Origin of the sequence: Algoriphagus aquimarinus, assembly GCF_900112005.1 — a bacterium.
In the GTDB taxonomy this organism is placed as follows: Bacteria; Bacteroidota; Bacteroidia; order Cytophagales; family Cyclobacteriaceae; genus Algoriphagus; species Algoriphagus aquimarinus.
Window position 1 is genome coordinate 117973 of sequence record NZ_FOKK01000003.1, and the last position, 20578, is coordinate 138550.

12 protein-coding genes are annotated in these 20578 nt (G+C 40.0%); 3 read left to right on the top strand and 9 right to left on the bottom strand.

Going from position 1 to position 20578, the window contains the following annotated elements:
- The 4 genes from porV to BM291_RS04790 are packed head-to-tail and all read right to left on the bottom strand — an operon-like array spanning position 1 to position 5802.
- Positions 1 to 1203: a type IX secretion system outer membrane channel protein PorV gene (porV, locus tag BM291_RS04775; RefSeq protein WP_245786780.1), complete on the bottom strand. Its 1203-nt coding sequence runs from the start codon at positions 1201 to 1203 to the stop codon at positions 1 to 3.
- A gap of 5 nt (positions 1204 to 1208) precedes the next feature.
- Positions 1209 to 4463 (bottom strand): type IX secretion system sortase PorU, encoded by a 3255-nt coding sequence (gene porU / locus BM291_RS04780; protein ID WP_092895038.1) that lies wholly within the window; start codon positions 4461 to 4463, stop codon positions 1209 to 1211.
- Positions 4460 to 5152 (bottom strand): CDP-diacylglycerol--serine O-phosphatidyltransferase, encoded by a 693-nt coding sequence (pssA, locus tag BM291_RS04785; protein ID WP_092895039.1) that lies wholly within the window; start codon positions 5150 to 5152, stop codon positions 4460 to 4462. The genes porU and pssA overlap by 4 nt, the downstream gene beginning before the upstream one ends.
- Positions 5149 to 5802: an MBL fold metallo-hydrolase gene (locus BM291_RS04790; RefSeq protein ID WP_092895040.1), complete on the bottom strand. Its 654-nt coding sequence runs from the start codon at positions 5800 to 5802 to the stop codon at positions 5149 to 5151. The genes pssA and BM291_RS04790 overlap by 4 nt, the downstream gene beginning before the upstream one ends.
- 56 nt (positions 5803 to 5858) lie before the next feature.
- On the opposite strand from BM291_RS04790, the gene BM291_RS04795 reads away from it, so the two are divergent.
- The 3 genes from BM291_RS04795 to BM291_RS04805 are packed head-to-tail and all read left to right on the top strand — an operon-like array spanning position 5859 to position 11113.
- Positions 5859 to 6905, top strand: coding sequence for an NAD(P)/FAD-dependent oxidoreductase (locus BM291_RS04795; protein ID WP_092895041.1), 1047 nt, complete (start codon positions 5859 to 5861; stop codon positions 6903 to 6905).
- Between the two features lie 21 nt (positions 6906 to 6926).
- The gene (locus tag BM291_RS04800; protein WP_092895042.1) at positions 6927 to 10217 is read left to right on the top strand and encodes a biopolymer transporter Tol; all 3291 of its coding nucleotides are present in this window, start codon (positions 6927 to 6929) and stop codon (positions 10215 to 10217) included.
- 14 nt (positions 10218 to 10231) lie between these two features.
- Entirely contained in the window at positions 10232 to 11113 is an 882-nt protein-coding gene (locus BM291_RS04805) for a YicC/YloC family endoribonuclease (RefSeq protein ID WP_092895043.1), read from the top strand.
- A gap of 40 nt (positions 11114 to 11153) precedes the next feature.
- Here BM291_RS04805 and BM291_RS04810 read toward each other — a convergent pair whose 3' ends face one another.
- From BM291_RS04810 to sov, 5 genes are all read right to left on the bottom strand, one after another.
- Complete coding sequence (locus BM291_RS04810; protein ID WP_092895044.1) at positions 11154 to 11825, bottom strand: energy transducer TonB; 672 nt, start codon at positions 11823 to 11825, stop codon at positions 11154 to 11156.
- Between the two features lie 158 nt (positions 11826 to 11983).
- The gene (locus BM291_RS04815; protein WP_092895045.1) at positions 11984 to 12661 is read right to left on the bottom strand and encodes an energy transducer TonB; all 678 of its coding nucleotides are present in this window, start codon (positions 12659 to 12661) and stop codon (positions 11984 to 11986) included.
- 69 nt (positions 12662 to 12730) lie between these two features.
- Positions 12731 to 13099, bottom strand: coding sequence for a VanZ family protein (locus BM291_RS04820; protein ID WP_139229039.1), 369 nt, complete (start codon positions 13097 to 13099; stop codon positions 12731 to 12733).
- A 9-nt stretch (positions 13100 to 13108) separates the two neighbouring features.
- Positions 13109 to 13486 (bottom strand): glycine cleavage system protein GcvH, encoded by a 378-nt coding sequence (gene gcvH / locus BM291_RS04825; RefSeq protein ID WP_092895047.1) that lies wholly within the window; start codon positions 13484 to 13486, stop codon positions 13109 to 13111.
- Positions 13487 to 13542: 56 nt separating this feature from the next.
- A complete protein-coding gene (gene sov / locus BM291_RS04830) occupies positions 13543 to 20478 on the bottom strand; it encodes a T9SS outer membrane translocon Sov/SprA (protein ID WP_245786771.1) in 6936 nt (2311 codons plus the stop codon).
- Positions 20479 to 20578 lie beyond the last annotated feature (100 nt).

The window sequence follows — 20578 nt, forward strand, 5'->3', positions numbered from 1 at the left end:
TTAATTGGGGATATCGTACATTAAAGTAAACCTTAATGTCTCTGCGAGTGGGTGATTTTGCTTTTGAGGAACTAAGTAGGAGAAGTCAAATCCAAGTTTTTTCAGATCAAAACCTACACCCATGGTGAAGTATTTTCTTCCACCTTTATTTGGGTTTTCGTAAAAGTAGCCTGTACGTAGTGCAAACTTATCGTCGTAATTGTATTCTACTCCAAAAGAAATCATGACTTCCTGTAGTTCTTCTGAGAATCCACCTGGAGCATCAGCAAAAGAACCGAACATTCCTGAAATCAATGGACGATTAGGATCCTTCCCTTGTGAGATAACCAAATTACCATTCTCATCTGTTTCCAAAGTCCCATCTTCATTTGTAGAGTAGATAGGTGGAGTTGGGACAAGTAGTTTGTTAAGGTCTAACGCGAAGGTTAATGTGTTTAGGTCGTCAAGATCGATTGAATACGCTGCTCCCACTTTAAGATTAGTAGGGATGTAGTCAAGGTCGTCAGCAGAGTTGTAAGTAATCTTAGGGCCGATGTTAGTTATGCTAAGTCCCCAAGAGAAATTTGCATCTTTTGCTCCAGCAAACATTGGCTTTGAATAATAAAGGCCAACGTCTGTACCTACGCTGACTCCTGGCTTAGCTTCACTTCCACCGACGGAAGAGATGTTACCAGAAAGGTTTGAGTAGATAAAACGTGCTGAAATCCCCAAACCTAAATAGGAGGATAGCTTTCTAGAGTATGTGCCGCCAATTGCAATATCACGTGGGTTGAATTCTCCGAGTGAATTTCCTCGTCCATCCGTCAATTGAATGTCGCCCATATTGAAATAGCGCAAATCAAATCCAAAAGCGGAAACCTCGTCAACTCTGAAGTATCCGGTTAAATAGCTCAGTGACATGTCGTTCACTAACTTGCCAAGCCATGGAGAGTAAGAAAGTGAAAAACCCATTTCGTCTTCTACGAAAGCAAGTTTTCCTGCATTCCAATGTGCTGAATTTGCATCGGGAGAAGTAGCAACACCTGCATCACCCATACCTGAATGTCTGGAGTCTGGTGCGAAATTCAAAAATGGTACAGCAGTGGTGATTACTCTACGGGTAGGATCCTGACCGGAAATAATAGTGCTATTCTGGGCATACACGGATAAAGTAGCCAGGGTAAAAACTGCAACGAGTAAGTTTTTCCTATTTAGAATGGCCATTTTTTTCATTGAATCACGATTTGTCCGCTCACTGAAGCTACCGAATTATTACCTTCCGACTGTAGCGTTAATTTGTAAATATAAGTTCCTTTTGCTGGATATTTGGTTTGGTTTTGTAAAAAAAACCAAGACAAATCCCTTATATGAGCGTCAGCTTTGACTAAACGTTCACTTTCTGTAAATAGTATCTTGCCGTCTGTTTGATAAACCACCAATGTAAGAATCAAATTCTCTCCTGGTTGATTATGCTCAAGCTCAAAATGACTTTCAATATGAGCCGGATTTGGATAAGTCTTGTGATTTAAAATTCGAAGTCTATCACTTCCTTCCACTATAATTTCCTGCTTGAACACACTCTGGTTACCTAAGATATCCCAAGCTTTGATAGTTACCAAATTCTTGCCTTCTTTTAATCCTGTTAATTTGAAATTCACTTTTCCAGATGTAAACGTGTTGTCAACTGATATAAAAAACTCATTTAATACTACTATATCATTTTGATTTATTTGAACGGTCAAATTTTCCGATGGTAAAAAGCCTGAAATATTAATGCCACTTATATCTGAAAATAGAGCTTCCATCGCTATAGATGTAGATGAAAATGTAAATGGAGCTACATCTCTTTCTCCAAAAATTGCCTTGATCTCGGGGCCTTCCGTGTCTAGTGAGGGCTTACTGGCACTTCCACCTATTACTGAGGTCTTAAATCCAAATGCTTCCCAAGCTTGATCCTCACTTATTCCAAGAATGCGGATTTTGCCTTCTCCAAGCTCTAAATCTATGTTTTTTGGAATTTTCAACCTTCCTTTAATCAGTCCTGCCGCAATTGTCCCTGTTCCTTTAAAAAGTAGGATTTTCTCCTCTGCAAATTCCACTGGACTACTTTCGTTTCCCAGAGTTTTTGATTTCACAGGTTTGTCCCGCACCTCTATCCTATAGGAACCATTGTAATTACTTGCTACTCCACCTGTGCTTGGATTAATTACTTGAGCTTCGAATTCCACTTCCTGCAAAGCGGAAAGTGTATCTACAGAATTTTCATTTTCTGGATCTCTGAAGGAGGTAAAACTAATATTAAATTCAGGTCTGGCTAACTTCATGCTCGGATCGGCCAAGAGACTAAAGTTTCTGTTAAGTGCACCATTTTGACTTCTGTTTTTAGTGTTTCTGAAAATGCTTCCCAAATCTTGTGGGGTCCCTTCTTCCAGTCTGAAGACTTCTTCGATAAATGCTTCATTCAAAGAGAAGTTTACACTGCTGAAAACTGGTCTTCCGGTGCTTAAAAGCCCTATTGCGCCTTTATTGGGAGCTGTTAGTAGTTCTTCTGCTGCGGATCGTACAAATGGACTGTCGTGCCTTCCAAATTCGCAGGTAGCAGTCATCCAGAGCGCCAATTGATCTTGGTCAGCCCAATTAGCAATGTCAGAGACCATAAAAACTTCTTCGGCTGTCAGCGTAGTTTCATTTCCGTGACCTATATAGTTTAAGAGCAACGTGCCGCTTTCAAGTGTTTCTTCCAGTGCAGCTTTTCCTTGAGGTGAAGATTGTCTTTCTCCAATTTTCTCTTGTTCAAACCTATCCAAGTACAATTTCTCCTGCTTGAATTCCTTATGATTGTCACTGAGAAACTTGGCGTGAGTTTCCGAATCTCGTAAATGAATGTTGTTATCTCCATCGTCAGCAAGAAAAGTCACGGTTTGTTTCCAATCCCCAGCTTTCGGGTTGCTTTCGTAATTAATTATTTTGTCCACTACAATTTTGGCTTCCTGAGGATTGATCACTGGCAGTCTCCCCACTCCAATTTGATTTAATTCGTCACCGTCACGACTTTCTTCCCATTCGCCTTGCCCAAACTCAAGCAAAGAGAAGTAATCGTCGGAGCTGAAGGTCGTCAATGGATTTAGACTGTTTCTGCTGGTGTAAATAGGGACAAGGTTTGGTCTGCCTCCTAATATTCCTTTGTAATCAAATGTTCCTTTCCCTAAAATGAGGACATTTTTAAGCTTCCCTCCTTGATGATAATGCCATGCCAGGAAATTGCGAATGGCATTTAAGTCAGAGTTGCCGTAGCCAAAGGCATCGTAGATTTCATCGAGATATGCCACCTCGGAATAGATACCCATTCCTATTTTATGAAGGGCGAGTTTCTCTGAAGAATTACTAAGAAGTCGCGGCGTTATAATAAGTAAGGCCGGCCAGGGGGATTGTATTCTCAGAGAAAGATTAGCTTTTTCAATTTCAGCGATTTCTGGCGTTTTTGCTTCGTCGAACACAATGAATTTCTTTCCAGTTACGTTTGATCCCTTGCTTAAGTCCAGAGCTTGTGGTTGGTAGAAATCACTTATTTCCCAAGCCGATAAACCTGCCAATAGAGCTATAGAAATAGAAGAAGTCTGATCCATTGAAAAAATGCCTTCATGTAATGATTTGCTTGATTGAGGCACACCAATTCCTATGTATTCAAAATAACCACTTGCATTTGGATCTGATGCCTGAAAGGAAATTCTAAGTCTTTCTACTTTATTTCCTAGAGGAGAGAACTCTTCACTAACCCGAATCTCTTGACCTTTTATGCCATAAGTACTGGTGGGAATACCACCTATAAGGCTTTCGGAAATGGTCATATCATCTACGGCCAAATTGATCTTTGATTCTGAATTTGAAGCTCCCATTAGCTTTGCAGAAACTTTCCATTTGTCAGTTGATTCAGTTGAGAGAGGTAAGGGATAACCTCTTGTTACGCCAGGTGCTACAGCTCTTGAATACCAAGCTCTTCCGGAATTCAGCATGTTGTTTACATCTTCCTTTAGCCAATTCCATTGATATAATACAGCTGGGATGGAAGGACCCGAATGAGCGGAGATGGTTGATATTCTTTTTGCATTTTCCGATGTGCCAATTAGAAAACTGATTGAATCTGAAAATTGATTTGGGTGATATTCTATAGCATTCTCTGTGTAGTGATAGCTATTAGGAGATGATAAATAGAAATACAGATTGCCATCTTTTTCTAATGCTGGAATTTCCTGCAAGTTTAAATTCTCACTTACCAGAAGTTGAGGTAGCATGCCTGGGTATCCGTAAACCGCAATTTCACTCAATGAATTTGCACCTAGTTTTTGAGCTTGGCTAGCACTGATTTTATAGATGCCTTCTTTGGTGATTTTAAATTTGAAAAATGAATTTTGGCCAGAAGCAGATCCAATCAACAAAAAGCTGACAAATAGATAAACAAGGAGCTTCTGACAGGGGGATGTCATTCTGTACTCATACCATTTTCTATCACGGACAAACCAAGGTATGCTAAGATGAGTACTGGGATTCCTGCTAATCCAAATAACAAAATCAGTGCAAGACCAATTAGTAGAAGTGCATACCTAAATTTATTGTCCGCAAAAGAGTAGGACTTGAATTTCAAAGCGATTAATGGAAGTTCAACGAGTAATAATATTGCAAACACCCATGCTATCACAACCAAAAAAAATGGAGACGTGACCCAAGTGCCCACCCAAGTCCATTTTATGGCGAAGTACGGCAACGTGCTTATAAACAAGGCGTTTGCAGGAGTGGGTAAGCCAATAAACTTATCACTTTGTCTTGTGTCAAGGTTGAACTTGGCTAAACGAACTGCAGACAATAGAGGTACAATCAAAGTAAGATACGGAAGCCATTCAATCTCAGTAGTAACTTTGGCCATTTGGAAAAGGATCAGCCCAGGAAGTACTCCAAAAGAAACCAAGTCAGCCAATGAGTCTAGCTGTTTACCAAGCTCACCTTGCACATTGAGTAGTCTAGCTGCAAACCCATCAAAGAAGTCAAATACAGCTGCCAAAATGATGAAATATGCACCGGAAACTATGTTTCCATTGATTACCCAAATAATTCCAATTACTCCTGAAAGTAGATTTAGGAGTGTGATTGCATTTGGGATATGTGATTTGATTTTCAAGGTCTTGCGTTTTTACCCACGAATGGGTTATGTGTTTTCTCGAAAGCTATTGTTGTTTCAGGTCCATGCCCTGGGTAAATAACTGTTTCCTCAGGAAGTGTGAAAAGTTGCGATTTGATTTTGCTCAAAAGGAGTTCATGATCTCCACCTGGTAAGTCAGTGCGGCCAATACTCCCTCTGAAAAGCGTGTCGCCAGCGATGCATTGATGGGTAGCTTCGTGGTGAAAAACCACATGACCCGGCGCATGTCCTGGTACAAAGATGATTTTCAAGACTTCATCGCCCACTTTGATTTCGTCACCTTCTTTTAGAAATCCGTCCGCTTCACTTGACTCATAGCCTACAAAGCCGTAGTTGGGAGCATATACTTCCACCGCTTTCAATACAGCTTCTTCTTCTTTATGAATTAAGAGTTCCACTCCAAAAGTTTTTTTAGCCCAGGCATTTCCCAAGACATGGTCAATATGACAGTGTGTGTTGAGTAATTGAGTCACTCGTATATTTTTCTCCGTCACGAAATCTAACAACTCTTTTCGCTCAGCGAGATCAAAGCAGCCCGGATCTATCAATGTTCCATTGCCATTTTCGTCATATAACAAGTAGGTGTTTTCCTGAAAAGGGTTGAATGTAAAAGACTTAATATAAAGCATGGGAAATGTATCGGTGTAAAGGAACAAAATAAGGAATTAAACCTTTATTTTGGGCTATGGAAATTGATTTTTTGCTGATTGGACAAGGACTCGCTGGTACAGCGTTGGCTTATAGACTGAAGCAAGCTGGAAAGAAAATTAGAATAATTGATCAGCCTGAAGCTAATAACTCGAGTAGAATTGCTGCTGGGCTTTTTAATCCAGTGACTGGGAGGAAGATGGTGAAAACTTGGAAGGCTGATTCACTTTTTCCAGAAATCAAGCCGTTTTATCAAGAACTCGAACAGGCAACTGGAAGCAAATTTCTCACTGAAAAAGCAATTTATAGGCCTTTTCTATCAATAGAAGAGCTCAATGAATGGATGGGGCATAGCGCTGATCCAGGTTTTGAAACCTATCTGGATAAGATCTATCAAGAGAGTCAATCTGAGTTTCTCAAGGATCCTTATGGTGGAGTTATGCTTCGCAACTCTGGTTGGTTGAATATCAACAATCTACTTGATGCGATGACTTCGTATTTTAAAGAGGAATTGATTTTGGAAAAATTCGACGAGAGTTTATTTTCACGTGCGGATGATTTTTGGATTTATAGAGGGCTTAAAGCAAAAGCAGTAATTTATTGCAACGGCTTGGGAGCTATGAATTCTAGGTTCTTCAATTTCCTTCCATTTGCTCCTGTTAAGGGTGAGATTTTGGAAGTTCAGCAAGCATTTACTCCGGATTATGTGGTCAACCGAGGAGTTTTCAGAGTTCATTTGGGAAATGGAATCCATCGAGTAGGATCAACCTATACGAAACACGATTTGGACGTAGGGGCGACAGATGCCGCGAAAACTGAGATTTTGGAGAAGTTGACAGATTTGGTGAGACTACCAGTGGAGGGAATTATTAGCCATAAGACAGGGATTAGACCTGCTACTAGAGATAGAAAACCATTTTTGGGAAAACATCCTACCGAGGTAGGCGTTTACATATTCAATGGTTTTGGAGCCAAAGGCGTATCACTAATTCCTTATTTTAGTAAACAAATGGTTGAACATCTACTTAATAGTAAGGCTATTGATTCTGAAGTGGACATAGCTAGGTATTTTAATTATATTTAAAAACATCTTTCAGCAAACCGAATGCGATATCACCTATTCCGAATTTTAGTTTTTGCTGGGTTATGGTTGAATTCATTTTTTGCCCTCGCTCAGTTTGATCAAGAGCGTTTTGGGAAAAACAGACTTCAGCACCAGCAGTTTGAATGGTATTTTTATTCCTCAAATAATTTTGAGGTGTATTACTATGACCGTGGAGGCGCAAATGCCAAAATGGCCATTGATTATCTGGAAAGCGAGTTCGATCGACTCACGCAGATGATTGGGTATGTAGCTTACACTAAGCCAAAAATTTACATTTATAACTCCCCGGAGGAGCTTTTGCAAAGTAATATCAATCTCAACAAAGAAGAATATAACGAGCAGGGGCAAACCAATTTCAACCGGCTTTTAGCTGAGATTTCTTATAAAGGAGAAGTTGATTTGTTTAAGGCCGACTTGATTTACGGTACTACAAAGGTGATTATTGAAGAAATGCTGTACGGTTCTTCTGTATCCGATGCGTTTCAGTCCAATCTGACAAATAGTTTTCCGGAGTGGTATGTGGAGGGTATAGCATTATATCTGGCAAAAGGTTGGAGTAGGGAAATGGATGATTTTGTTCGTCACTATTTCAAGGAAGATGAAAATCCAAAAATTCTTAAGTTAAAAGAAAGAGAAGCCGCTTTAGTCGGACAGTCCGTTTGGAATTACATAGCTGAAAGATATGGAAGAAGGTATGTTTCTAGTATTCTAAACCTGTCTAGAATAAACAGAAATGAGGAAAACAGTATTGCAAATACCGTTGGGTTGAATTACAAGACCTTCACTGAAGATTGGAAAAAGTATTACTTGGATGTAAATAAGCAAGTTTCCTCCAATTTCAAGAATCCTAACGAGAGTGCTATAGTGGCCAAAACGTCTCCGAAATTTATTGGAGCTATAAATGATATAAAGTTTAGTCCTGATGGCTTGAATTTGGCCTACGTAATCAATAATGAAGGAAAATATAAAGTTCAAGTAAGAGAGGTAAGTACTGGCCGCGAACAAACCATATATTCTGGGGGAACATCCTTGCAGGATCAAGAGGCTAACTTCTACTCCCCAATTATTGCTTGGAGAGATTCAGCGAATATTGCTATCGCTTCATTTAAAAGAGGTTTTACTACGCTGAGATTGAGATCACTTGATGGCTCAAATCAGGATAAGATTTTCCTAAGGAACATCACACAAATATTAAGTCTTGATTTCAATAGCACTGGAAAAAACATGGTCCTTTCCGCTATTTCAAATGGGAAGTCAGATATATATACATTGAATGCAAGAGGTGCCGGCAAAAGGTTGACAAATGATTCATTTGACGAATTGACTCCAGTCTTTTTGAATGACTCCACTATTATTTACTCTTCCAATGCTACTAGTTTGCCAGATTCCCTGTTAGGTAAAAATCTTGAATTGGCATCTTTACCTAATTATTACAACCTCTACATGGTGCAGGTGACTGATACAATCATCACCAAACAACTGACCAACTCCAATAGCAAAAACGTTAGTCCGCGAAAAGTAAACAGCAATTCGATTGTTTACATGAGTGATCTTAGTGGTATAAATAACTTGATGAGGATGAGTATAGGAAATCAGGTGTCGAACCAGATTTCTGCTTATAATAAGAGTATAGAGGCATTTGACGTAAACAGCAGGATGAATAAAATGGCCTATTCTATCAGGGATGGTAGGGAGAGCTATCTGGTGCTAGAAGGATTCTCTAATTCAGACCAATTTACTCCAAGCACACCAAGAATTCAGCTGGAGCAAGCCAAAAGCCTGAATGAGAGGTTGGCCGCCAGAAGATTATTAGAAGAAAGGGAGACGAAAGCCAATCTTCCTCAGGTGTCTCAGAACCAGAGGCCGAATTCTCAAGAACCGGTAAAACTTGATACGGTAGCAAAAAACACAACCTCTTCTATTGATTTAAAGCGACTTAGTTTTGAGTCTAAAAATGGGCTCAACACTGATAATTACACATTTGACACTTTGCCAAGTAATCTTAGTTCTTCAGTAGCTTCAGCTTCAGCGTCTAAAACGAATTTGCTGGAGACATTCAGAAAGCAGAGTTTGAAAAAGAGAGTTACAGGGCCTAGACAAATGGAGCCTCAGTTTTTCATAAACAGCATCAATACAAGGTTCGTGGTAGATCCATTGAGAGGCTTTGGAATAGGACTTACAGGGAAAATGACGGATCTACTGGACAATCATGTATTCCAAGGCGGCGTATTGACTACGTTGGATTTCCGATCCGGGGGAGATCTTTTCTTTGAATATGAATATTTGAAAAGTAGAGTTGACTTCAAGGCAAGATATGATCGTAAGACTGTTCGGGTCTCTGAAGGTGATATCACCTTTCAGAAATATGTCTTGACCAAAGTTGAAGCAGGTGTTTCCTACCCGCTAAATGCAAACGCAAGGGTTTCTTTGTCTCCTTTTGTTGCAAAAACCCAGTACTTCAATCTTAATTCTGACTCCTTGATAAATGGCCAAAATCCTGATCAAAATCGTCTGAATATTAATTATGTTGGAGGAAGGGCAGAGTTTGTCTACGACCGGACTCAGCCTGTAGGCTTATATTCTCAGACTGGTTTCAAAGGAAAAATTGGATATACTCAATATCAGTCACTAGGTAATAAGGAGCGTTCTTTCGGTAATTTTTATCTTGACCTGAGAGAATACAGAAAGATCCACAAGAATATAGTTCTTGCCGCAAGATTGTATGCTGGTTCTTTTATGGGCAACAATCCTCAGACTTATATGGTAGGTGGAATGGATAATTGGCTCTTCAATGCATTCTATAGTCCACCATCCAACAGACCTGAATCTTCTCCGATAAGGAATCCATCAGGGGTAGAAAATTCCAACATTCTCTTTGCTGACTTTGTAGATTTGAGAGGATATGATTACGATGAAATCCGAGGTAGAAATGTGGTGACATTCACCACTGAGCTTAGAATTCCTGTGTTCTCTTATTTGACACGTGGAAATATCACTTCAAATTTCATCCGTAATTTCCAATTGGTGGGCTTTTACGACATAGGGTCAGCCTGGAATGATTCTGCTCCATGGGAGCGAGTAAATGATCAAAATACAGAAGTAATCAATACGCAAGGTTCTCCATTTACTATTGTTCTGAATAATTTCAACAATCCTTGGTTACAAAGTTATGGGGCTGGATTACGTACGGTCTTACTTAATTATTATGTCAAATTCGATGTGGCAAGACCAATTCGAAATTATGAAGCAGAAGACTTAAAGTTCTATGTAACTTTGGGCTTCAATTTCTAACTACAAATTTTATTATGATCAAATCAATGACCGGCTTCGGAAACGCCGGATTTGAGGATGAGCGGATGGTGATCCAAGTGGAAGTGAGAACGCTCAATTCTAAATTTTTGGACCTTTCTATTCGTAGCCCTAGACAGTTTAATGATAAAGAGCTAGAAATCAGAAACCTTGTTCAATCCATATTGGATAGAGGTAAAGTGAGTATCTCTATTGATTTTCAGTCAAAAGGCTCTGCGGAGATGCCTGTAAGCATTAACGAAGATCTTTTTAATCTCTTTTACTTAAAGTATAAAGGGCTTGCTGATAGCGTTAAAGACGATTCTCAAGACTTATTCAAACTTGCCTTACAATCTCCGAGTGTAATCACTCAGGTGACCGGAGAGCAAAGAGATGATCAGGCAGATTGGGAGGAAATCAAAAAAGTATTGGTAATAGCCTTGAACAAATGTGATTCATTTAGACAGGATGAAGGCAATTCCTTGGAGGAGAAGTTGCAAGGAAATATTAATAAAATAGCCAGTGGCTTGAAGAGAATTGAAGAGGAAGAGGGAAACCGAAAAGATAGAATTAAGCAAAAGATTCGTAATCATTTCAATGAATGGCTGGACGAGAACTCTTTTGATGCTAATCGATTCGAGCAGGAATTGATTTACTACTTTGAGAAGTTAGATATTACTGAAGAGATAGTAAGACTTGATACTCATTTAAAATACTTTTCAAAAAGTGTGAATGAAGAAAACAGCCAAGGAAAAAAACTTGGTTTTATCAGTCAGGAGATAGGAAGAGAAATCAATACTATTGGTTCTAAAGCTAATGATGCAGAAATGCAAAAGCACGTAATCCTGATGAAGGATGAGCTGGAAAAAGTGAAAGAACAATCGTTAAATGTATTATAGAAAAGGGGCTTAAGCCCCTTTTTTTATGAGTGCTCTATGATTAGTTTAGTCTGAAACGAATTGGCATAGTCATTCTAGACCTTACCGCTCTTCCACTGATTCTGCCTGGTGTCCAGTTTGGAGAGTTTGCGATGACTTCCATCGCTTCTTCATCACATCCCCCACCTATCGTCCTCAATAGCTCGAGGTCTTGTATAGAGCCATCAGTATTGACGACGAAGCGAACGATTACAACGCCTTCAGTCCCCATTCTCCTGGCTTGTGAAGGATAATCCAGGTTCTTTTTAAGATAAGCGTACCACGCGTCCATACCCCCTTTAAACATAGCTTGTACTTCGACAAAGTCATTGATCACATCTGCTGTTTCGATCACAGGTGGAGCAGTCATTTCTACTACAGGGATTACTGAGGTTTCAGTAGTATTGATGTCGATAGTCTTTAAATCAATGTCGTCAATTACGATATCATCGGGCTTTATTACAACCTCGATTGGAGCAGGAGGCGGGGGAGTAGGGGGAGATTGGTCAGTGACAGGGATATCGAGGATGTCCCAATCATCTTCCATTCCTGCGAAATCTTGTATCACAACTTTCTCATTGGCTTTCCATTCGAAAGCTACTAATACTGCACCGAGACTGACTGCCAGTCCCAAGTTAAACAATGTACCTGACCATCTTTTAAGATCAGACTTTGGATTTTTTTTGAGTTCCATGAGTGTAAAATTAGAGGTTAGAAAAAAACTACTCTAATAATTTACACTACCTAACTCATTGATACTAATCGTCTAACACTATTTAACTAAGCTAAAAGTTGTTAAATAGAAGGCAAAAAAAAGACCCGATATATCGGGTCTTTATTATTACTTGGTGATTAGCTCAATTTGAATCTAATCGGAAGTCTCATTCGAGTACGTACTGGACGACCTCGTTGTTTACCTGGTGTCCATTTAGGAGCGGCACTTACTACTTTTACCGCTTCTTCATCACAACCTCCACCGATACCTCTCAAAACTTCAACGTCTTGAATAGAACCATCTGTGTTTACAACGAATACTACAATTACAGTACCTTCAGTACCCATTCTTCTCGCTTGAGTAGGGTATTTAAGATTGTTTGAAAGGTATTTATTCCATCCTGACATTCCCCCTGGAGGTTCAGGCTGAGTTTCTACCACATCAAAGATCGCATCTGCTTTTTCCTCAACTGGAGCTTCAGCAATTACAATTTCTTTAATTACTGTTTTTTCCTTCACATCCACATCGAAGTTAACTTCGATTTTCTCCTCAATTTCAACCTCATCAGGAATCTCCTGGATGATAGGCTGCTCAATTGGCGGTGGTGGTGGTGGTGGTGGCTGCTCCGTGATTGGAATATCTAGCAATTCTTCGAAGTTATCAGTTACTTGACCAAGGTCTTTCAAAGAACCATCGTCAAATGACTTCCATTCGAAGGCAGCAAGAGTGGCACCTACAGCAACGGCCAAACCAAGGTTCAGGAACATTCCTGATTTTCTGGTTAGATCAGCGCTGGGAGTCTTTTTTGCTTCCATGGTAAGTTTGGTTTATAAAGGTTAAATTTTGCTCTTATTCTGAATAACAATTGTAATAATTAATAGGCATTAATCCAAGCCAATCTTGCTGGTCGGAATCTTAAAATATGCTAATAAACCTGCTATTCCGCCTATTTCATTGACAATCATGTCCATATACTCGAAAGATCGGTAAGGAATAAATAGCTGAGCGTATTCTAGAGCTATTCCAGCGGCTATACCGAAAATCAGGAAATTGATAAGAACTCGCCCATTGACGCCATTTACAGATACTCTTTTTACACCAACTCCACACCAAAGAAAACTTAAAGTGCCGAAGCATATAAAGTGAATCAGTTTGTCTTGAAAGTTGAAGGAAGCATCGGGGAAGTTATTCCCAGGAGTCAACATGGCAATGGCAATAAATAAAAGCCAAGCTATTGCAAGTCCTAATCTCAAAATAGATTCTTATTCTCCTACTAGCTCAGCGTACTCAGCTGCAGACAGTAGATCAGAAGGTAAATCACCAGTGATTTTTACCTTGATCATCCAGCCTTGCTCGTATGGAGATTCATTTACTAATTCTGGGGAATCTTCCAACTCAGGATTTACTTCCAAAATTTCTCCTGAAACAGGCATAAACAAATCAGAAACTGTTTTCACTGCTTCTACAGAGCCAAAAACCTCGTTGGTGTTTAAGGTATCACCTGTTGTTTCAACTTCTACATAAACGATATCTCCTAGTTCGCCAGCTGCGAATTCAGTGATTCCAATAGTTGCAACATCACCATCAATTTTAACCCATTCGTGGTCTTTGGTGTACTTTAGTTCTTGTGGGAAATCCATGTTTGTAAATATTTATAAGGGAGTCAAAATTAATAGGAATCAAGTAAGGATAAAATCTATTGGCCTAAATTAAATCGAAGTTGACCACCAAAAGCTGTGGAAGTTCGCTTATAGGCGGTTGTTACCCTAGGATCATTGATCGTTCTGTCAAAATATAGGGTAAGATTTAGATTTTGATTAATTAAGTAAGAGATGGTGGGTCTAATTGAAATATTCAAATTACCACTGGTAACAGTGCTTCCCTCTTCGATCTTTCTCTGAATTTGAGTGGTGCTAACTACCTTGGAGTCTAGTTTGAACTGCAAGTCATTTTTCAAAACGGACTGCCTTCCTTGGAACTTAAAAGGAATTTTCACTCCTGCTTTTGTATAACCTAAAGTCAATCCAAAGTCGTTGCTTTTTTGCTCTGTCACCTGCGAGTTAGAGAAATTTAAGCCCAGATTCCGTTCTTTATTGTATTGCACTGCAATATTGAATCTATCCTTTGTTAACATATCAATGCCAATCAGTGGGCCAAACCGTTCTGTAAGAACTACTTGATTCAATACATAAATAGGTATGTATTGACCTTCACTGTTCACCTGTGTTGGTCTAGGGATATTTTGTAACGTGTTGTACAATTCCAAGCCTTGTTGGTATTGCAGTGAATTGGAGAAGTTGCTCGCATCATAGGTAGAAGTATACATATGTGTGATATTGATACTGCTAAAGATATCGCTCAGCCCTTTCAGCCTAGAAAGTCCCCGATAATCCAATCGCCAGTTTGGCAACGGTGTTTTAGGGAATGGATTCATGTTGAAAGTAGAAGCATCCTTTCCTCTGTATGCCGCCAAAAATGCAGGTATTAATACGTCTTGCCCATTTATCGAATATTCTCCTCCGGCATCTAAACCGTCTAACCTGTTTTTGATGATAGTTCGGTTATTTTCAAACTCAGTAAAGAGCGGGGATTCATTGTCAAAACCATCCTTGCTAAAAGCAGTTCCAAACATTATCGTGGTGATGCTGTATGCCCCAAGTCTGTTTGGGCTTATAGATTCATAGACTCCAGGATTATCCATAGAATTCCTGAATATCTCTTGATAGTCGCCAATTTCCCGTTTAGTAGCATTCAAGGTTATCTTAAAATCTTGGAAAGGCTCAATCAAACTACCAAACCTCATATTCACTACACTACTCTGTCTGAAAGTCTGAGTGAGTTCACTACTTGGAGCCATGATGCCTGCGAGTGCGAAATCATTCCTAATACCGGCGTTTTGGCTGCCTAATAAGAAGGCTAAGCCAGGATTATCAAAAGCTCGATCCATTCCTAGGAGCCCCGTATTAGGCATGTAGCCCGGGAGGAAAGTGCCTTCAATTTTACCATAATTGAAGGTTACTTCTTTCACCATCATGAGCATTCTCAAAACCTTATTGGTGAAAGGTGTGCCAATAGTATCTTCCGCTTGCGTTCCCGTCCTACCTGGGATGGTTGGTCGCTTGGGAGCATTTAAAGCAGCTAATTTTTTGTTTTTATTATAGAGCTTTATAAGGTCTAGTTTACCGTTGAGTGATTGATCTCTAGTGTTTTGAATGGAATTACCTAGCGTATCTTTTTGTCCTATTGCACCAGTCAACCAAGTATAGGTCGTTATATATTTATAATCTGCTTTTATCCAGTCCGTAAGCGGGGATTTGTCAAGAGGTAAGGTATAATTAATAGATATGTTATGGTTATAATTAGTCTTTCGTCCGAATCTCCAAGCATTATATTTCACTGAATCTGATTTTTGTTCGGTGTCTAAATCGCCTTGAGGTTCATCCACTATAGCCATAATACTTCCAGTATAATCCACACGTAGATTTTTTGTTAAATCCCAATTCACAGAATAAAAGCGGTTCATAAAGAAGCTTTTTTGGAAAAGCGGATCTACTCCGGATGTGCCCAATTGATCATTTCTGTATTGGGATCTCAAATGTTTACGATCAACATCCAACCTAGCTAAAACTAGCGTAGGGGATAAGTTTAAATTGAAATCCTTGATCAATTGTAAATGCTTAGAATCTAAGAAACCGGCATTTTTAAAAGGTTCTATGGTAAGCGGTTTGGGCTGAAAACTATAAGTGATATTTCCACGATAGGTCTTGTATGTGTAATCTTGAATTTGCGCATTCGTCTGGCTCATTATTCCCAGAGCATACGAAAATGAGAGATTACTTATATCATAGAAATTACTTTTTGCGTCCGGATTAGTCTTGATTTTCCGGACATTGTTGAAACTGATGTTTTTGCGATTTACTTGATCCAAAGCAATTTCCCGATAAGCATCTTTTTCACCCTGAGTATCAAATTTCTGAAGGGCTACTTCGAAAGGAACATCTGGGTTCAGTGGGTCGTATTCTGGTTTAGTCGTGCTATTTTCTATGGAGAAATACATCGGGATGCTCACGCCCAAAGCTTCTGGCAATAGCTTATGGATATCTACGTTGGTAGAAATGTCATATTGTGTGGTTGCAGATCTTGACCGTTGAGAAAGTCTGGTCTCCAAACCTCCAAAGCCAATGGAATTGTGTCTGATGGAAGCAGATACCACCGCGACATCTGCTATTTTCACATTCATCAGGGCATTTGCAGCCCAACCATTAGACTTGGTGAACCCAGTAACTCTGAGCTCATTTGCCCAAATACAGATGCTTCTACTGCCGCCACCGCTTGTACCAGGGTTCCTTACGCCTATCATAGAGGATTGGGACTGACTTAGCTCTGGGCGACCTACTACGGTTACTTTATAGCGACCAATTTGTTGAGAAAAAGGAATGTTCAGCGGAACATGTTGATTATCACGTTCTACTTTTACTCCTACTATATCTTGGATCGCAATGTCTATTTCATTTTCCTCAGGCCAAATCTGATTAGGATCTCTCGTGCCTTTTGGAGTGATCATTAACGGAACTTCTATTTCATAATAGTTGTCAGTATTGTCTGTTCCTAGTCGCAAGAACGCGGAAATTTCTCCATCCATGGCGTCTTCGCTATCAGCATGTAAGAACATTTTTATTCTTTCAAATTGCACCAAATCCAAGGTGACATTTTTGAATACAGCTCTGGCATCTTTTGCTGCAAGGTCTTCCACACAAACTCGGAGTGATTGCTCATTTAGTCTTCTCTCCACAGTAGAGGTATTGTCCCTATCTCTGAAAATGCCAGGCGGCAAAACATATGGACTTTCGGTAGAACTTCCTTGACTATTCTCTTCTATGCTTACTACGTCTACAGTTACGTTGGAATTATCAGGTTCAGGAATTTCGAAAAGGCCTCTCTCGAATAGAGATTCCTGAAAGACTCTCCATTGGCTACCTACCATTCGGAAGTTAGCCATCCTTAGTACTACCGGTTGCTCAAAATCAGTCAAATAAGTTCTGATCCATCGGATAGATTTAAAGCCTGTAATATCTCCTTCTACACGATCTGGCTGGCGAACAGGAATACGGAATAAGTACCAATCCACATTTTCTCCGGCCTCGTTATGAGTGGTTTTGTCTACTATATAATTTTGGCCTACGACCATATTACCTGGTTTCAAATCCATCTCATAGGAATAGTAATTCTCCAGCTCGTTGATGGTATTGTCTGTGTTCAAATCCTCATTATCAGGCGTATTTGATCCTGATGGAGTATAAGGAAGGTTTTGATTGGCAGTTACAGGCGTATTGCCTTCCATGCCATTATACTTCTTGTAACGCTCTAAAATCTTAGCATCGTTTTGATCGAAATTTTCGTCCAGATAATACTTGAATAAATCGCTTGAAACATCTTGGAGAATCTCGTTCCTGGCAGTGGTGTTTACATTCAGTCGATCCAAGAATCTTGAACGGAAAAAGTTTGCCTCATCCTCATTTTTCAATCCATCAAGACCTACATCCTGATTTTTTCTGGAAGTTTCAGAATTGTCAAAAGCAGGTAAAAGGAATTGCTCTCTCGTAATTCTTCCCCACTCATTTTGGCCTGTTTCTGCAGGATCGCCATCCGCAGGTAATCCATTTTCGAATGAATGTCGACCGTCTTTCATCACATCTTCGGAGATATCTCCAAGATTGATAAAAAGCTTTCCTCCTGTAGTATTGTTTTGATTGAAAATACCATCTAATACACGGCCATTTTCGCCTCCAATAAATGGATCTAATAGCCAAAACTCTATGTATTCTATGTTAGTCCTATCAAAATCAACTTCGGTGGTAATCGCTCTAGTGACTCCACCGTAGTTCTTCTTTGGAGTAGGGAGTAATCCATCTGTAGTCAGATTGGTATTGTAATTATACATCCCTCGTTCGCTAGGGAAATATGCCAGCTCAAAAAGTGGTTCGGGAGTAACGATCACATCTCGATCTTGCTGAGGGAAAATCTCCTGTGGTACCACCCGTCTTACGTAGTGATTTCTACGATCTTCCCGTGAAATATTGGATGGAACACCCGGGCCATTTTCTCTATAGAAGATGTTGTCAATATTGTACCAAGCAACTCTTGCTCTTCGATACGTTGCTCCAAGATTATCTTCCGTTTGACTACTCAGGTCAAATCTGTCGTCAATAGTTTGTGGTGTGGAAGCCAGTTTCCAGTTTTGATTAGCGGCTCCTCCAAGATTATAAGGAGTGATAGCTGCTTCAAAATCGTCAATATATGAAGCTTGTTCGCCATTTACTTGGTTAGATGTGCCAGGAATAAGATGTGCAAATTCCCCACTAATATTAACAAGCGAGGTTTCCTTGGTACTGGTAAATGGGAGAGCATCTGCCATTTTAGTTAACCAGCGTGATTCGTCACTGAAATTTCCGTCTAATCCCCAAAGGCTATTTCTTAAGGTTTCACTACCAGTGGCAATTCTTGTGACATTTGGTCTTTCATTTAAGTAAAGGAAAGTACCTCCTATATTGAATTTGTCGCTGAAAAGATAGTCTAGCCTTGTGCCTAGCAAACTTCTTGTCTGGAAGGATACCAAATCCGCTTTTTCGAAACTTATATTGATTTGCTTACCTGATTGTAGGATTGCATCATTGATTATTACGAGCCTGCCTACATTATAATCTATTGTAAAGTCTATGCCTTCTGTCAGTGGAATGTTACCAGCTTGAACGATTACAGAACCCGGAGAAATATTTAGGCCGGGCAATTGGATCTCACTAGCTGAGCCAGCTGTCAGTCGACCTTTTATGAAGTATTTATTAAGTCTGGTAACGAGCTCCGCATCTGCTTGAGTCGTTCGGTAAAGTGTGTCGTAAACGTATTTTTCTTTCAGCACGACCTCGCCTGGTTGGAAATACTTCTCCAGCGTGGATCCAAAGGGTTCCAATACAGGAAAAACAAGAAGTCCGCGATCGGAGAGGATGGTGAGTCCTTCGACAAAGTCAAAATTTCCGTCAGGCGCAGGGTCATTTTGAGGATTTAAGTTATCTAGCCCTGTGAGCCTTATCAGAGGCTTATCCTTGACTTCCACACCTTCTAGGAGTGAAGGGTTATCTAGTCCAGTTCTATCGTCTCTGTATATAACCTGAAGCTGAAAGCCGTCTCTGGTAATCTGATTAGCATTCAGGCTATAGACGTTTTTCATCATCAAATCCCACGTTGGAGTTCGGGTGTTGATTCGGGCAGGACGAAGAAGCTTCATGAAAATCATCTCATCTTCTTGTCTGTTTTGGTAGTCCTCGGTTAACTCTCCAACTTTATAAACTTGTCCGTTATAGGTGTATTCATAAGATACCGCAAGAACTTCATCATTTTGAAGTCTTCTGAAAAGGGATAAATAGCCCAGTTGAGGATTGAAAAAGTACTCAGTCGGCAGTAATTTTCTCGCACCATTGATTTGCTCAAAATCAACCCCTTTTTTGATCCCCAAGCTTGATTCCATCGCTCGAGATCCTGTGTCAAATGGACGGAAAGAAGGGTTGTTAGTAATGTTTGAAAAAAGGTTGTTTGCTGAATTTCCAGCTGGAGCAGAAGGAGTTCCTTGGCCAATGTTTGGGTTAGTGGGGTTATAGATCACTCTTCCTTCACCCAAATCCATGAACGCGGCGAAATTTCTAAGTGTTTCGGTATTGGCAGCCCTGTTCATGATGTAGACCTCAATTCTAGTCACATTCACGCCTGATAGCACTTGAGGAAGACCTCTCAGCCATTTTTCATAATTGTCCCGGAAGAAATGACCAATAAAGAAATGTCTGTTATCATCATATTTTGAAGCTTGTATGTCAAATGACCTTCCTTGACCGTTGGCATCGATAGTCAGATTATCTCTTCTACCTCGTTGAGTTGACGCAACGGCGGTGACACCTAGCTTCCCAAATTTAAGTTGGGTCTTTACTCCAAAAAGGTTCTGTGCTCCTTGAATCAACCTGTTCTGCACAGGCATGCTCACGTTACCGATTTCTACAGATTGAATAATATCCTCTTCGAATCCATTGAATTCCAGCTTCATTTGATTTTGAAAGTCAAAGGAGTTGTTTGAATCGAAGTTGGCGCCAATTTTCACTTTTTCACCTAGAGACCCATTCACCGCCATTTGAATTTGCTGGTCAAAATTGAAACCGCCGTTTTGCTGCTGTCTGATTGGTAGGGTAGGGTTGTCTACTCGTCGGAAAATAGCCCCGAAGTCCAAGTTGACATAACCAGACGGTACAATATTTATTTCACTACCCCCAAAAAGTCTATCAAATGAAGGACTAACGGTCAAGGGAGGGATCAGTCCTCGGCCTTCCACCGCACTTTCTCCATCACCACCACGTGCTCTACTTCTCCAGTAATTTTGCCTGACTTTATATTCTTGAATCTGCGAAAATTGTTCGAAGTCGTATTCTTGCTCGTTACCCACTCGTACTGTGTCTATCTGATCGACCACATTATAGCGTAGGGTAGAATCTATCTTTACTTCTATATTTTGAGTAATAGGGGAAGTTGGGAAAAAGGGATTCTGAGATCGTAGGAATGGGTTGCGTGTGGGATATAGTGGATTCGTCCTCATATTTTGCCAAAGCAAATATGAGGGAGATAGCCTCCTTAGATTCAAAGAATCAATCCGAGACTGAACACTGTCAGGATTGGTTTGTTGAGCCTCAGAAGTG